Origin of the sequence: Rhizobium sp. B230/85, from assembly GCF_019355735.1 — a bacterium.
Taxonomy (GTDB): domain Bacteria; phylum Pseudomonadota; class Alphaproteobacteria; order Rhizobiales; family Rhizobiaceae; genus Rhizobium; species Rhizobium rhododendri.
Genome location: NZ_CP072156.1, coordinates 1,883,770 through 1,897,961, shown reverse-complemented (window position 1 = coordinate 1,897,961; position 14,192 = coordinate 1,883,770). Strand labels below are relative to the sequence as shown.

General features: G+C 59.1%; 11 protein-coding genes. 3 read left to right on the top strand and 8 right to left on the bottom strand.

Annotated features, from left to right (window positions below):
- Positions 1–21: 21 nt before the first annotated feature.
- Positions 22–1,101 carry a glycosyltransferase family 2 protein gene (locus tag J5289_RS09160; RefSeq protein ID WP_209183531.1) on the bottom strand — a complete coding sequence of 360 codons (1,080 nt, stop codon included), beginning with the start codon at positions 1,099–1,101 and terminating at the stop codon, positions 22–24.
- A gap of 350 nt (positions 1,102–1,451) precedes the next feature.
- Here J5289_RS09160 and J5289_RS09155 point away from each other — a divergent pair, with 350 nt between their 5' ends.
- On the top strand, positions 1,452–2,714 hold the full coding sequence (locus tag J5289_RS09155; RefSeq protein ID WP_209183529.1) for a L,D-transpeptidase family protein: 1,263 nt from the start codon (positions 1,452–1,454) through the stop codon (positions 2,712–2,714).
- A gap of 5 nt (positions 2,715–2,719) precedes the next feature.
- On the opposite strand, the gene dnaE is transcribed toward J5289_RS09155, so the two are convergent.
- A complete protein-coding gene (dnaE, locus tag J5289_RS09150; protein ID WP_209206579.1) occupies positions 2,720–6,214 on the bottom strand; it encodes a DNA polymerase III subunit alpha in 3,495 nt (1,164 codons plus the stop codon).
- 358 nt (positions 6,215–6,572) lie between these two features.
- Here dnaE and J5289_RS09145 point away from each other — a divergent pair, with 358 nt between their 5' ends.
- Both J5289_RS09145 and J5289_RS09140 read left to right on the top strand, forming a co-directional pair.
- Positions 6,573–7,160 carry a hypothetical protein gene (locus J5289_RS09145; protein ID WP_257623365.1) on the top strand — a complete coding sequence of 196 codons (588 nt, stop codon included), beginning with the start codon at positions 6,573–6,575 and terminating at the stop codon, positions 7,158–7,160.
- 108 nt (positions 7,161–7,268) lie between these two features.
- A complete protein-coding gene (locus J5289_RS09140; RefSeq protein ID WP_209183525.1) occupies positions 7,269–7,733 on the top strand; it encodes a DUF5680 domain-containing protein in 465 nt (154 codons plus the stop codon).
- A gap of 12 nt (positions 7,734–7,745) precedes the next feature.
- Here the strand turns inward: J5289_RS09140 and J5289_RS09135 are convergent, their stop codons facing one another.
- The 6 genes from J5289_RS09135 to J5289_RS09110 form a co-directional block, all read right to left on the bottom strand.
- Positions 7,746–8,429, bottom strand: coding sequence for an ABC transporter ATP-binding protein (locus tag J5289_RS09135; protein WP_209184097.1), 684 nt, complete (start codon positions 8,427–8,429; stop codon positions 7,746–7,748).
- 16 nt (positions 8,430–8,445) lie between these two features.
- Positions 8,446–9,759, bottom strand: coding sequence for a lipoprotein-releasing ABC transporter permease subunit (locus J5289_RS09130; protein WP_209183523.1), 1,314 nt, complete (start codon positions 9,757–9,759; stop codon positions 8,446–8,448).
- A gap of 17 nt (positions 9,760–9,776) precedes the next feature.
- Positions 9,777–11,099: a proline--tRNA ligase gene (proS, locus tag J5289_RS09125; protein WP_209183521.1), complete on the bottom strand. Its 1,323-nt coding sequence runs from the start codon at positions 11,097–11,099 to the stop codon at positions 9,777–9,779.
- Between the two features lie 603 nt (positions 11,100–11,702).
- Positions 11,703–11,978, bottom strand: a complete 276-nt coding sequence (locus J5289_RS09120; RefSeq protein WP_111220589.1) for a DUF1467 family protein — start codon at positions 11,976–11,978, stop codon at positions 11,703–11,705.
- A 116-nt stretch (positions 11,979–12,094) separates the two neighbouring features.
- A complete protein-coding gene (mce, locus tag J5289_RS09115) occupies positions 12,095–12,499 on the bottom strand; it encodes a methylmalonyl-CoA epimerase (protein WP_209183519.1) in 405 nt (134 codons plus the stop codon).
- Between the two features lie 22 nt (positions 12,500–12,521).
- Complete coding sequence (locus tag J5289_RS09110; RefSeq protein ID WP_209187388.1) at positions 12,522–14,192, bottom strand: ribonuclease J; 1,671 nt, start codon at positions 14,190–14,192, stop codon at positions 12,522–12,524.

The following is a 14,192-nucleotide window of genomic DNA, read 5'->3' as shown; positions in this document are numbered from 1 at the left end:
TGATGTAGACACACTCAATTTTCAACGAATGAAATTTCTCGCCCGTCTAGACGTCCGGAAAAGATACAACGCCGCCAACGAAAGATTTTTCGACTTCAGATTGATGATCTTTGACTGCACCCATATCGCAATACGATTTTTGATACTCAGTTTCGTACATCCGAATATGGTTTCTACATAACCATTCATGATTTCGACCAGTTCGTCCTTGTAAGCCGCCATCTTTTTCTGTTGCGGCGTCTTGGAAAATGCCACGGCCGTAAAGGCATCCGAAATTATCATATGCGTAAAACGCGGCGCGATGAGGTCCCTCACATAGTTGCGCCTCTTGTCGACATCATCGGGAAACTGCGAGCAGAGCTTTTTCACATAACGAAGCCGGCTTCGGCTCATCTTGATGCTGTACGACGTGCTCTCACTGTTGATGCACCAGACGGTGACGGCTTTATCGACAAAGTAATTCGTGTACCCGCGACGGAAGATACGCAGGAAAAGGTCGTCATCTTCGTAGCCGGTAAATTGCGGATCAAAGCCGCCGACTGCCTCGAAAGCTGTGCGCTCGATCAACGACGCTGACGGCAGTACGAACATGTCGTTCGCAAGCAGGTCATTGATGAACCGCTTAGGGTGCAACGCATGCTGCTTGACCATGTCCGAGCGCACGATATTGCCCTCGCCATCCGCCTCCATCAGGTCGCCATAAACCCAACCAAAATGCGGATCGTCAAGAGGAACTGCGTCGAGGAGCGTTGCTATATGCGTTTTCAGGTAGAAGTCATCCTGATCAAGAAAGCAGATGAACCTCGAAGACGTATGTGCAACACCGTAATTTCTTGCAGTCCCTTGGCCGCCATTCTCTTTTCTCAAGACACGAAAGCCCATGGACTGGGCTATTTCGTCAAGCAACGCCGCTTCTTCTGGTGAAGATCCGTCATCGACGACTACAAATTCCGTCGCAGGAACGGTCTGCGCCAACACACTCTCGGCCGACCTACGAATATATTTCGAACCATTATAATAGGGTATTATAACAGCAACAGTTTCTATCCGCGACGCAGTCTCTTGGTGCGGCATTTTCATTTCGACATCACTATCAGACATAGATATTCCAAACTGGCTAAGTCACTGCGGGTTAATACCGAGACACCTTCCGAATATACGGCGGCAGACGACACTTAATCTACCTTAAGGTTCATTAGTATTTACGATAACCTGTCATTCATGCAGACGTATAAGTGCATCGCATGACAGAAACATACAGCAACCTATACCGCTTTTTCGATGCAATACCAATCTCTTGAGTTGTTGCCAAGAGGTTTATTATTAAACCATTATGAAAGTGGTATCACCGCTCGACACAATCTAAAATTGTACTCGATGAGGTCTCAAGTCTTCCTTAAACTTCCCTTGCTATGGTCATAGTCACGAGTATTGCGTTTTTGGTGGACATCATGTTTACGCGTCTGGTTCTTGGTATCGGCCTGCTTTCGGCCACCGCACTGACCCATCCGGCCGAGGCGGCCGATGCTCGGGTGCTTCAGATCGTCGTGTCGACGAACCGGCAGCAGTTATCGGTCTATGACGGCGACACCGTGGTCGCGACCTCGAAAGTGTCGACCGGAAAATCCGGACATTCGACGCCATCGGGCATCTTTTCGGTGCTGGAAAAGGAGGTCTACCACCGCTCCAACATCTATTCGAATTCGCCGATGCCGTTCATGCAAAGACTGACATGGTCGGGCATCGCCCTTCACGAATCCAGCTCTGTGCCGAACTATCCTGCCTCTCACGGCTGCGTGCGCATGCCAAAAGCCTTCGCCAAGAAGCTCTACGCGATGACGCAGCCCGGCGTGCACGTGGTCATCAATGACGCCGCCGTCGTCCCCCAGCCGATCGAGCATGCGACGCTGTTTCATCCGTTGGCCCCGACGGTCAGCGGCCCGATGTTTTCCGAGCTGTCTCTGCGTCCGACGACGTCAGGCTTTCTGTTGCGCGCCGAGCCGGTGGAAGTGGCCATGAACGACACCGCCGCGCTGCCTCCGCCACCGGCGCTCACTGCCCCGCGCAACGAGGCGCCGCTGAGCATCCTGATCACCCGGCGGGGCTTGCGTGAAAACGTCCTCGACCTGCAGCAGCTTCTATCCACCCTCGGTTTCGATGCAGGCCTTCCTGACGGCTATCTCGGTCCTGCCACCGTCCGGGCCATCCGCGATTTTCGCAGTGCCCATGGCCTACCCGCGACAGGTGGGCTGATCGGACCGGAACTGATGAAGGCCGTCTATGCCGCAGCCGGCAAGGGCGAGCCACCGAACGGTGCGATCATGGTACGACAGGGCTTCAAGCCGGTGCTCGAGGCAGCGGCCACCATTGCGGAGCCACAGGAAGCGCTCGGAACGCATTTCTTTACCGCCCACGACGTGGAACGCGCCATTGGCCAGGCGCAGTGGTATGGCATGACGCTGGAGGGCGACCTGTCCAAGGATACGAAAAAGCGCTTCGGCATTACCAGTGAGCGACAATCGGAGGCCTTGGATGCCGCCGACCGGGCCCTCGACCGAATCTCCATCCCCGACGACGTCAGGCAAAAGATCGAGGGCCTTCTGACAACGGGGTCGTCGCTGACCATATCGGACACCGGCGTCGGCCCGGAGACCGGCGACGGCACCGATTTCATCACCATCACGCGGCGTGGCGGTCTGGCAACGAAGGGGTAACCCTGTCAAACCAGCTCGACGTCGATGACCCCCGGTGCACTTCGCATGGCGGCCGCGATTTCGGGAGATATGCGGTATTTGTTGGGCAGTGCGACTTCGACCTCGCGCTTGCCGTCTTCCTTGATGACGATGAAGGATACCAGGCCGTCGCCCCTGGCGTTCAGATGGGCGGCCACCATCTTCAGCGGGCCTGAATCACGCACGAAGACGCGCATGGCCTTCTGCATCTGCAACGATTTTTCCTCCAGCGATTGCACGGAATTCAGCCGCAGGCTGATACCTTCCGGCCTCTCCTCGGCGGCGGCGGTCAGCACGAAGGATTTGCCCACCTCAAGGATTTCGCGGTACTGGGCCAGCAGTTCGGAAAACATGACAGCCTCGAACTGGCCGGTGGCGTCCGAGAATGTGTAGATACCCATCTTGTTGCCGGTGCGCGTCTTGCGCTCCTGCTTGGCGATGACGGTGCCGGCCAGCCGCGCATTGCCGGCGCCGTGCTTGATGCCGGCAGAGAAGTCGGCAAAGCTCTGCACTCGTAATTTGTCGAGGACCCCGCTGTAGGCATCGAGCGGATGGGCGGTGAGGTAGAAGCCGAGCACCTGGAACTCCTTCAGCAGCCGTTCAGACGCAAGCCACGGCGTGAAGGCCGGGAAGGAAATCTTTTCAGGCCCGGAGGCGGAGCTCGAGCCGAACATGTCATGCTGGCCGCTGCGGCGGTTTTCCTGCGCGAGCTGGGCATAGCCGATCAGCCGTTCCATGCCTGCCAGAAGCTGGGCCCGGTCGATGCCGAAGCAATCGAAGGCGCCGGCATACAGCAGGCTTTCCAGAACGCGGCGATTGACCTGTTTCGGGTCGATACGCAGGCAGAAATCTTCAATACTGGCAAAGGGCTTGTCGCCACGCACCTCGACGATGTGCTCGACGGCGGCATCGCCAACGCCCTTGATGGCAGCCAGCGAATAGAAGATCGTCCTGTCCCCGGTCTGGAAATGGCGGAACGAGGTCTGCACCGACGGCGCCACGACCTCGATGCCGAGGCGCTTGGCATCCTGACGGAAATCGTTGACCTTTTCAGTGTTGGCCATGTCCAGCGTCATCGACGCGGCTAGGAACTCAACCGGGTAATGGGCCTTCATATAGGCCGTCTGGTAGGAGACGATGGCGTAGGCGGCGGCATGCGACTTGTTGAAGCCGTAATTGGCGAATTTGGCCAAGAGTTCGAAGATGTTGTCGGACTGCACCTTCGAGACGCCGTTCTTCATCGAACCTTCGACGAAGCGAACGCGCTGCTGGTCCATCTCCGCCTTGATCTTCTTGCCCATGGCGCGGCGCAAAAGATCCGCCTCGCCAAGCGAATAGCCTGACAGGACCTGGGCGATCTGCATCACCTGTTCCTGGTAGACGATGACGCCCTGCGTTTCCTTGACAAGGTGATCGATCATCGGGTGGATCGACTCGATCTCCTCCTCGCCGTGCTTGCGGGCATTGTAGGTCGGGATATTTTCCATCGGGCCGGGACGATAAAGCGCCACAAGCGCGATGATGTCCTCGATGCAGTCCGGCCGCATGCCGAGCAGCGCCTTGCGCATCCCCTGGCTTTCCACCTGGAAGATACCGACCGTTTCGCCGCGCGCCAGCTTCTCGTAGGTCACCGCGTCATCAAGCGGAATGGTGGCGAGGTCGACCGAGATGCCGCGTAGCTTCACAAAATCGACTGCCGTCTTCAGCACCGTCAGGGTCTTGAGGCCGAGAAAGTCGAACTTGACGAGGCCAGCCTGTTCGACCCACTTCATGTTGAACTGGGTGACCGGCATGTCGGAGCGCGGATCGCGGTACATCGGCACCAGCTTCGACAGCGGCCGGTCGCCAATGACGATACCGGCGGCATGGGTCGAGGCGTGGCGATAGAGACCCTCCAGCTTCTGCGCGATGTCAAGCAGGCGGGCGACCACCGGCTCCTTCTCGGCCTCCTCCTGAAATCGCGGCTCGTCCTTGATCGCCTGTGCGAGCGTCACCGGATTGGCCGGGTTGTTCGGCACCAGCTTCGAGATCTTGTCGACCTGGCCATAGGGCATTTCCAGCACGCGGCCGACGTCGCGCAGGGCAGCGCGGGCCTGCAGGGATCCGAAGGTGATGATCTGCGCCACCTGCTCGCGGCCGTATTTCTTCTGGACGTAGCGGATGACTTCTTCGCGCCGGTCCTGGCAGAAGTCGATGTCGAAGTCTGGCATCGACACACGATCGGGATTGAGAAAGCGTTCGAACAGCAGCGAGAAACGCAAAGGATCGACGTCGGTGATGGTCAGGGCATAGGCCACCAGCGAGCCCGCACCCGATCCGCGCCCGGGACCGACCGGGATATCCTCGTTCTTCGCCCACTTGATGAAGTCGGCAACGATCAGGAAGTAGCCCGGAAAACCCATGCGCTCGATAACGCCGAGTTCGAATTCCAGCCGGTCGCGATAGACCTGTTCGTCATAGCCCGGCGCCGTGCCGAGCGTCGCCAGCCGCATGTCGAGCCCTTCGACAGCCTGGGCCCGCAATTCAAGCGCCTCGGCGCGTTCGGCCTCCTTCGGATCATCGCTGGCACCGGTAAAGCGCGGCAGGATCGGCTTGCGGGTCTGCAGTACGAAGGCACAGCGCTCGGCGATCTCGACGGTGTTAGCCAGCGCCTCCGGCAGATCGGCAAACAGCTTCGCCATCTCGGCGCGGCTTTTCAGATAGTGGTCCGGTGTCAGGCGAAACCGGCTGTCGTCCGAGACGATCGCATTATGGGCGACGGCCATCAGCGCATCATGGGCATCATAGTCGTCGCGGGTCGGAAAGAAGGCCTCGTTGGTGGCGACCAGCGGCAATTCGTGCTCGTAGGCGAGTGAAATCATGCGTTGTTCGTGGCGGCGATCATAGGTGCCGTGGCGCTGCAACTCGACATAGAGCCGGTCGCCGAAAAGCGCCTTCAGGCGCAGCAGCCTCGCCACCGCCTTCTGCGGATGGCCTTCCTTGATTTCGATATCGACGGGCCCACCAACGGAGCCGGACAGCGCGATCAGGCCGTCGGTACCGATCTCCTCCAGCCAGGACGCCTTGACGTGCACAGCTTGATTATTGTCGCCGCCGAGATAGGCGCGGCTGACGAGATCGACCATGCGCTCGTAGCCGGCGTCGCTAGCCGCAAGAAGCACGATGGCAGGCAGCTTGGCGAGCCCCTGCTGGCCGTTGCGCTTCTCGCCCTCGACGGCATCTTCCATGTCGATCGAAACCTGGCAGCCGATGATCGGCTGCAGACCCTCGTCCATTGCCTTCTGGGAGAACTCGAGCGCGATAAACAGGTTATTGGTATCGGTGATCGCCAGAGCCGGCTGGCTGTCGCTTGAAGCCTTGGCGAGGATCTTCTTAAGCGGCAAAGCGCCTTCTAGAAGCGAATATGCCGAATGCACACGCAGGTGCACGAACTCCGGCGACGATCCAGAATGTCCGCCCTGCCTGTCAGTTGCCTCTGCCATGATAAGCCCTTCCGCATGCCCGAATGAATCGGTCCTATTGTCGGCATAGCGGCTGGCAAAGTCCAGAACAACTCAGGTCGGCAAGACCACGTGGCGGTGGTCGTACCCGAAAACTTACATCGCCATGACGATGATCGACAGGCTGGTGACGAACATGACGATGGAGGCGAAAGCGGCGACGTCTCGAATAATATCGGTCATTGGGCCTCTCCGGTGTTGTTATGTTCCTTATATGTTCCCTTTATATTCACCTGTCAACAGTATTTTCTGCGAGCTTGATTCAAATGCCGCCATGCTAGGCCCCATGACTGGGACGCGCACCGACGCCATGCTATGAGCGTGCGTGGAGGAGATGATTATGAAAAATTTGGCCTTGGCGCTGCTCAGTGCCGCCTTATGCGTGTCGAGTGCGTTTGCCGGCGATATCGGGCCGGGAAAGATCATCGGAGCTGCGATCGGCGACTGGAACAGGGACGGCAATGCTGACCTCGCCCTGCTCATCGCCCCTGAGGAAGACGGCGACGACATCGGCATCTACATCTACCTGCGCGACAAGGAGCATCTTCTTCTACATCTCGCCGCAGCAGCACCGAACAAGGTATCCGGCAATACCAGTCTCGACGGTATGTTCGGCCGGGACCCGGGCATATCAGCGCTGCCCAACGGATCGATCTCCGTCCATTCGGAAAACAGCGGTGGCGGACGCGACCGCTGGGAGCAGACGCTGACGATCGCCTATCGCAACGCGACATTCGTCGTCGCCGGCTTCACCTACACGCATCACGACACGCTGGATCCCGAAAGCAGCGGCACTTGCGACTATAATGTGCTCAGCGGCAAGGTCAGCAGCGGTGGCAAGGAACGCAAAGTCGACGCGAGGACAGCCGCAGTTGCCGACTGGGCGGATCAAACCGCCATGGACGCGTGTGGCATCCGCGATGAATGAGCGTCGGGACAATTACAGCGCCTGCAGTCAGATGCCTTTGTTCTTATTTTGTTCTTTACATGGCCGCGTGAAAATGCAACCCTGAGAATGCATCCTGGGGGAGAAGTTATGGATCCGGCGCTGCTGAATGACTTTATCGTCGTGGCGAAATCGCAGACTTATGTGGCCGATGCGGCGAAACTATCTTCCTGTCGTCCGGGGTCTCACGACATCGGCTATGAGCGCGGTCGGTGGCGTTATCTCGACAGCTATTTTGGAGGCTCCGATTTTGCCGGCCAGGAGGTGGCGTGGTTATCAGGCAAGCCCGTCTGGGCAATGAATTATTTCGGGAAGATCATCGAGCCCGCACTGATCGATGCAGTGAAGGCAGGCTGCGTCATCAAGGCAGCGTTGCGGCATCTGTATGTCGAGGAGAAGCGGTTCCTCGGTGGGTTGCAGTTCGACCATGACTTCGGTCGCTACACGGACGAGAGTAGCGGTGATTGCACCCATTTCAGCGGGCGCGAGCATATCATCGTAGACGGCCGCACCGCCTATGAACTCGATTATCGCGGCGGCCTCATCGTGCCTTGACCGGCACGACGATCAGAATTCGACGACCTTGCCGCCCGAGATTGTAACGCGACGGTCCATGCGGGCAGCGAGATCGTGATTGTGGGTGGCAATCATCGCCGCCAGACCAGATTGGCGCACCAGCGCCTCCAGGGCATCGAAGACGTAGTGGGCGGTGCCGGGGTCGAGATTGCCCGTCGGTTCGTCGGCGAGAAGCACCAGTGGCGCATTGGCGACGGCACGGGCGATGGCGACGCGCTGCTGTTCGCCGCCGGAGAGTTCGGCTGGGCGGTGCTCGCCGCGATGGCCGACGCGCATGTAATCGAGCAGTTGGCTTGCCCTGACCCGGGCTTCCTTCTGCGTCAGTCCGGCGATCATCTGCGGCATCATGACGTTCTCGATGGCCGAGAATTCAGGCAGCAGGTGGTGGAACTGGTAGACGAAGCCAATGTCGTTGCGACGGATGGCCGTGCGCTTCTCGTCGGTGAGGTTGTTGCAGGGATTGCCGTTGATCGTCACATCGCCAGCATCCGGCTGCTCGAGCAGGCCGGCGACGTGCAGCAGCGTTGACTTGCCGGTGCCGGACGGGGCGACGAGCGCAACGATTTCGCCGCGATGGAGCGCGAAATCTGCGTCCTTCAGGATAGAGAGCATGGTCTCGCCCTCGCCATAGTGGCGATCGATGCCGGTCAGCTGAAGCACGACGTTGGATTTCATGGAGATGCTGGCATCCTTATTCATAGCGCAGCGCCTGGACCGGATCGAGCCGCGAGGCTCGCCAGGCGGGGAAGATCGTGGCGAGGAAAGACAGACCAAGCGCCATGACGACGACGGTGACAGTTTCGCTGAGGTTCATCTCCGCCGGCAGCTTGCTCAGGAAATACAGCTGCGGATCGAACAGGACGGTACCGGATACCCAGGAGAAAAATTTGCGAATGGATTCGATATTGATGCAAACGAGAACGCCGAGCGCGACGCCACCAAAAGTGCCGACGATACCGATGGCTGCCCCGGTCATGAAGAATATCCGCATGATGGAGCCGGATGTCGCCCCCATCGTCCTGAGAATGGCGATGTCGCTGCCCTTGTCTTTCACTAGCATGATCAGGCCGGAGATGATGTTCAGCGCCGCGACCAGCACGATCATCGTCAGGATCATGAACATGACGTTGCGCTCGACCTGGAGTGCCGAGAAGAAAGTCTCGTTGCGGGCGCGCCAGTCGGTGAGATAGACCTGCCGTCCGGCTGCAGCCTCAATCAAAGGCTTGATGGTATCGACATCGTCGGGCTTGGTGACGAAGATCTCGATGGATTGGACGATGCCGGGCGAGTTGAAATAAAGCTGCGCCTCTTCGAGCGGCATGAAGACGATAGAGGAATCGTATTCGGACATGCCGATCTCGAAGATACCGGACACCGTGTAGGATTTGACGCGCGGGTTGACGCCGAATGGCGTGACGTCGCCGTCGGGGGCAATGAGAGTGATCTGGTCGCCGGCGGCCAGACCCAGCTGCTGCGCCATGCGCGAGCCGATCAGCACACCGGTGCCGGCGGCAAAGCCCACCATGTCACCGTTCTTTATGTTGCCGGAGACGGTCTTCAGCTTCTCAAGATCCTCGGCACGAATACCGCGGATCAGCGCGCCGCTACCGACGCCACCCCGGCCGGAGGCGAGCGTTTCGCCCTCCACCAGCGGCAGGGCCATGGTCACGCCGGGAACGGCCGCAAACTTCTTGGCAAGTGCCGCGTAGTCGTTCAACGGAGTGTCGATAGGCTGGACGATGACATGGCCGTTAAGGCCGAGGATACGGGAAATCAGTTCGGTGCGGAAACCGTTCATGACCGCCATCACGATGATCAGCGTCGCGACGCCGAGCATGATGCCAATGAAGGAAAAGCCCGCAATCACCGAGATATAGGCTTCCTTGCGCCGGGCGCGCAGGTAGCGCCAGGCAACGAGCCGTTCGAATGCAGAAAATGCACGCGACGGCGAGCGAGCGCCAGACGTCTTTTCCTGTTTGGCCACTGCTGCGCCGCTTACCGCCATACCCTGTCGTCCTTCGCTCAGCCCAGAAGCCGGTTGATTGCAGCGTCCATGGTCATGGTCTCGCGCGCACCGGTCTTGCGATCCTTGACCTCCACCTCGCCCGACGCAACGGAGCGTGGACCGACGATGATCTGCAGCGGCACGCCGATCAGGTCTGCCGTCGCGAATTTCGTGCCGGCCCGGTCGTCGCGGTCATCGAGGAGGATGTCCCTGCCCGCCTTGGTAAGCGTCGAATAAAGCTTTTCGCAGGCAGAATCACAGGCTTCGTCACCCGCCTTCATGTTGATGATGATGGCATCGAAGGGAGATACGGATGCTGGCCAGATGATTCCGTTTTCATCGTGCGACGCTTCGATGATGGCAGGCACCAGACGTGTCGGTCCGATGCCGTAGGAGCCCATGTGAACGAGGTGCTCCTTGCCATCGGGACCCTGTACCTTGGCGTTCATCGGCTCGGAGTATTTGGTGCCGAAATAGAAGATGTGGCCAACTTCGATACCGCGCGCGGACAGGCGCTCGCTATCGGGGATGGCATCGAAGGCCGCCTCATCGTGCATTTCGGAAGTGGCGGCGTAGACCGATGTCCACTTTTCGAAGATCGCGTTGATGCCGGCGATATCGTCGAAGTCAGTGTCCTCGGCAGGGATGTCGAATTTCACAAAGTCGCGGTGGCTGAAGACTTCCGACTCGCCGGTGTCGGCCAGAATGATAAACTCATGGCTGAGGTCGCCGCCGATGGGGCCGGTGTCGGCGCGCATCGGGATGGCGCGCAGGCCAAGCCGCTCGAACGTCCGCAGGTAGGCCGCGAACATCTTCTTGTACGAATGTTCGGCACCCTCCTTGGTCAGGTCGAAGGAATAGGCGTCCTTCATCATGAACTCGCGCGAGCGCATGGTGCCGAAGCGCGGACGGATCTCATCGCGGAATTTCAGCTGGATGTGATAGAGGTTGAGGGGCAAATCCTTGTAGGATTTGACTGACGAACGGAAAATGTCCGTGATCATTTCCTCGTTGGTCGGGCCGTAGAGCATGGGCCGGTCCTGACGGTCCTTGATGCGCAGCATTTCCTTGCCATACGCTTCGTAACGTCCGCTTTCCTGCCAGAGTTCGGCCGACTGAAGCGTCGGCATCGACAGCTCGATGGCGCCGGAGCGGTTTTGCTCCTCGCGAATGATGTTGTTGACCTTGTCGAGAACACGCTTGCCGAGCGGCAGCCACGAGTAGATGCCCTGGCTCTGCTGGCGGATCATGCCGGCGCGCAGCATCAGTCGATGCGAGACGATTTCCGCTTCCTTGGGATTTTCCTTGAGGATAGGCATGAAGTATCGGGACAGGCGCATCGCATATTCCAGAGGTTGTACGAATCCACTACTGGCGGAATCGCAAAAAAGTTAACGCTGGGGGCGTTCATAGCTGCTTCGCGGACGGAAAGAAACCCGCATTTGCCCGCCTTCACGGCGCATCGGGGGACCGGCATGCACCATCCCCACCTTTCGGCGGACCGCGCCAAAATGACGCACGATTGACGACTTTAGTAAAAACTTGTCAACAGAAAAAATTTGCGCGGGTGTAACAAATATGCAAAAAAACAGATGACAAAGCCCCCTCCTTGGGCTAGTTTCAGCTCACAAAAGAGGCAGGATGATTAAATTCCTGTCGATCTCGCGGTCAAGTCTTGGGAGGATTAGATCTTAGGCGCGCTTAGTCGCAGCCCCGGTAACGGTTACGGATCACGCGATACTTTGAAAACAAGGCTTCTGGCCTTGTTTTTTTTTGGCCTTTCACGAAGCCCGAAATATTAACAGCAAGGCGGCGGATTACACTTCGCGCAGTGCCGTCTATGCATCCGATAGATGACGGGCGTATGACACACGGGATGGGTTGCAGCGATGACAGCAACCCTGCCGATTATCGCGCGCAAAGCGCTGCGATATCCAATTCCACTATTCGAAGCGCGGAACGATCTGCGGAATGGCGTCGATGCTGAGGCCCAGATAGGTGGAACAGATATACCACGTGCCGTAGAGAATACCGGATGTCAGCGTCGTCAGCATCACCACCCTTGCAGCCCTGAATTTCGTTGGGGCGCTTGCCACGGTGCCGAGCACAACATGGTTATCTTCCTCCTGCGTCCGGAGGCCGATTGGCAGAATGGCGAAGAGCGTGATCCACCACACTACAAAATAGACTGCCATTGCCGATAGAACAGGCTGTATCATGCTGCGCTCCTCACCACAGATGGCAGCCAGCGGAAATCAAAGCCGGACTGCACACTCTCCCGCTCCGACTATAAGGGCAACGCGGGGCGGCGCCAAGCACTGCCGCGTGCGTCTTGTCAGATCTGTTCGAGCTCGATCAGCGTGCCCATGAAATCCTTTGGATGAAGAAAGAGCACCGGCCTGCCATGGGCGCCTATCTTCGGCTGACCGTCGCCAAGCACCCTCGCCCCGCCGGCAAGCATCCGGTCGCGGGCCGCGATGATGTCGTCCACCTCGTAGCAGACATGGTGCATGCCGCCATCCGGATTTCGGGTAAGGAATGCCGAAAGCGGCGAACCGGTGCCGAGCGGCTCCAGCAATTCGATCTTGGTATTGGGAAGTTCGACGAAGACGACTGTCACGCCGTGGTCAGCGAGCGCCTGCGGCTGAGACACCGCCGCCCCCAGTGTGTCCCGGTAGACAGCGGCAGCGGCAGCCAGGTCGGGAACGGCAATGGCAATATGATTGACCCGCCCGAGCATGGCTGCCTCCGTGTGTGATGCCTCAGATCTTGTTCATGAAGACGGTGACGATCGGCTTCTTCCCCCAGACGGCATTGGCTGTCGAGCGAACGGCGCGGCGTACCGCTTCCTGCAGCATGGCGATATCCTTGCGGCGAGCGCGCGGAATGCTTTCGATGGCGCTGACGACCGCGTCGAACAGCGTGTCCTCCATCTCTTCGCCCTCGACGTCGAACTGCGGCAGGCCGATCGCAACGAGGTCGGGGTCTCCGACGATGTCCAGTTTGCTGTCGAGCAGAACGTTGATGGTGACATGGCCAACGAAGGAGAGCTTCTTGCGGTCGCCGATGCCCATTTCATCGTAGTCGCCGATCAGCGTGCCGTCCTTGAAAATACGGCCGTGCGGCGCTTCGCCGATGACTTCGACGGGACCTGGCGCCAGGCGCAGAATGTCGCCGTTGCGAACCTTCGGCACGAGCGGAATACCGGACTGCTCGCCGAGCAGTTTCTGGGCGACGAGATGGGCGGCCTCGCCGTGCACAGGCACGAGCACCTGTGGGCGAACCCACTGGTACATCTGCTGCAATTCGTTGCGGCGGGGATGGCCGGAGACGTGCACGAGGGCATCGTTGTCGGTGATGATCTGGATGCCCTGCTCGATCAGGCCGTTCTTGATATCGCCAATGGCCTTTTCGTTGCCGGGAATGGCGCGCGACGAAAACACGACGATGTCGCCGGACGACAGCGCGACGTTGCGCATCTCGTCGCGGGAGAGCTTGGCGAGTGCCGCGCGCTGCTCGCCCTGACTACCGGTCAGGATGATGACGACCTTGTCGCGCGGGATGTAGCCATACTCGTCTTCGGCGATGAATGGCTTAATGCCCTCCATCAGGCCATTGTCGCGGGCAACCTCGACGACGCGCTTCAGCGACGAACCAAGCAGCAGGATCTCGCGTCCGGCTGCTTCCGCAGCCTGGGCGACGGTGCGGATACGACCGACGTTCGAGGAGAAGGTGGTGATCGCCACGCGGCCTTCGGCGCTGGCGATGATCCTGCCGAGACTTTCGGACACGGATCTTTCGGAAGGGGAAACGCCGTCGCGCATGGCGTTGGTAGAATCGCAGAGCAGCGCCAGAACGCCCTCGTCGCCAACCTGGCGGAAGCGGGCTTCATCGGTGAAAGGTCCAAGCGACGGCTCGTGGTCAATCTTCCAGTCGCCGGTGTGGACGACATTGCCGAGCGGCGTACGGATGACCAGCGACATCGGCTCGGGAATGGAATGGTTCACGCCGATAGCCTCGACTTCGAACGGACCGATATTCACCCGGTCGCCGGCCTTGAACGGCGTGATCGGGATCTGGCCCATTGTGTTGCGCTCATAGTTGCGCTTGGCTTCCAGCAGGCCGGCGGTGAACCCGGAGGCGTAGACCGGGACATTCAGGCCGGGCCACAGATCGTTGAGGGCGCCGTAGTGGTCCTCGTGGGCGTGGGTGATGATGATCGCCTTGAGGTTCTTGCGTTCCTTGGCGAGGAAACGGATGTCAGGCAGCACGAGATCGACGCCCGGCAGGTCCGGACCGGGGAAAGTCACGCCGCAATCGACCATGATCCATTGACGATGGTCCTTGGGGCCGTAGCCGTAGAGCGCGAGATTCATACCGATCTCGCCAACGCCGCCCAGCGGCAGGAACACCAGTTCGTCTTGATTAGCCAT

What these genes read in the sequence shown, in the direction of transcription:
- J5289_RS09120 (WP_111220589.1), bottom strand. Translation starts at nt 11,978, where the DNA reads ATGATACAGCCTGTTCTATCGGCAATGGCAGTCTATTTTGTAGTGTGG.
- J5289_RS09160 (WP_209183531.1), bottom strand. Translation starts at nt 1,101, where the DNA reads ATGTCTGATAGTGATGTCGAAATGAAAATGCCGCACCAAGAGACTGCG.
- proS (WP_209183521.1), bottom strand. Translation starts at nt 11,099, where the DNA reads ATGCGCCTGTCCCGATACTTCATGCCTATCCTCAAGGAAAATCCCAAG.
- mce (WP_209183519.1), bottom strand. Translation starts at nt 12,499, where the DNA reads ATGCTCGGGCGGGTCAATCATATTGCCATTGCCGTTCCCGACCTGGCT.
- J5289_RS09155 (WP_209183529.1), top strand. Translation starts at nt 1,452, where the DNA reads ATGTTTACGCGTCTGGTTCTTGGTATCGGCCTGCTTTCGGCCACCGCA.
- J5289_RS09135 (WP_209184097.1), bottom strand. Translation starts at nt 8,429, where the DNA reads ATGAAATCCAACGTCGTGCTTCAGCTGACCGGCATCGATCGCCACTAT.
- J5289_RS09130 (WP_209183523.1), bottom strand. Translation starts at nt 9,759, where the DNA reads ATGGCGGTAAGCGGCGCAGCAGTGGCCAAACAGGAAAAGACGTCTGGC.
- dnaE (WP_209206579.1), bottom strand. Translation starts at nt 6,214, where the DNA reads ATGGCAGAGGCAACTGACAGGCAGGGCGGACATTCTGGATCGTCGCCG.
- J5289_RS09110 (WP_209187388.1), bottom strand. Translation starts at nt 14,192, where the DNA reads ATGGCTAATCAAGACGAACTGGTGTTCCTGCCGCTGGGCGGCGTTGGC.
- J5289_RS09140 (WP_209183525.1), top strand. Translation starts at nt 7,269, where the DNA reads ATGGATCCGGCGCTGCTGAATGACTTTATCGTCGTGGCGAAATCGCAG.
- J5289_RS09145 (WP_257623365.1), top strand. Translation starts at nt 6,573, where the DNA reads ATGAAAAATTTGGCCTTGGCGCTGCTCAGTGCCGCCTTATGCGTGTCG.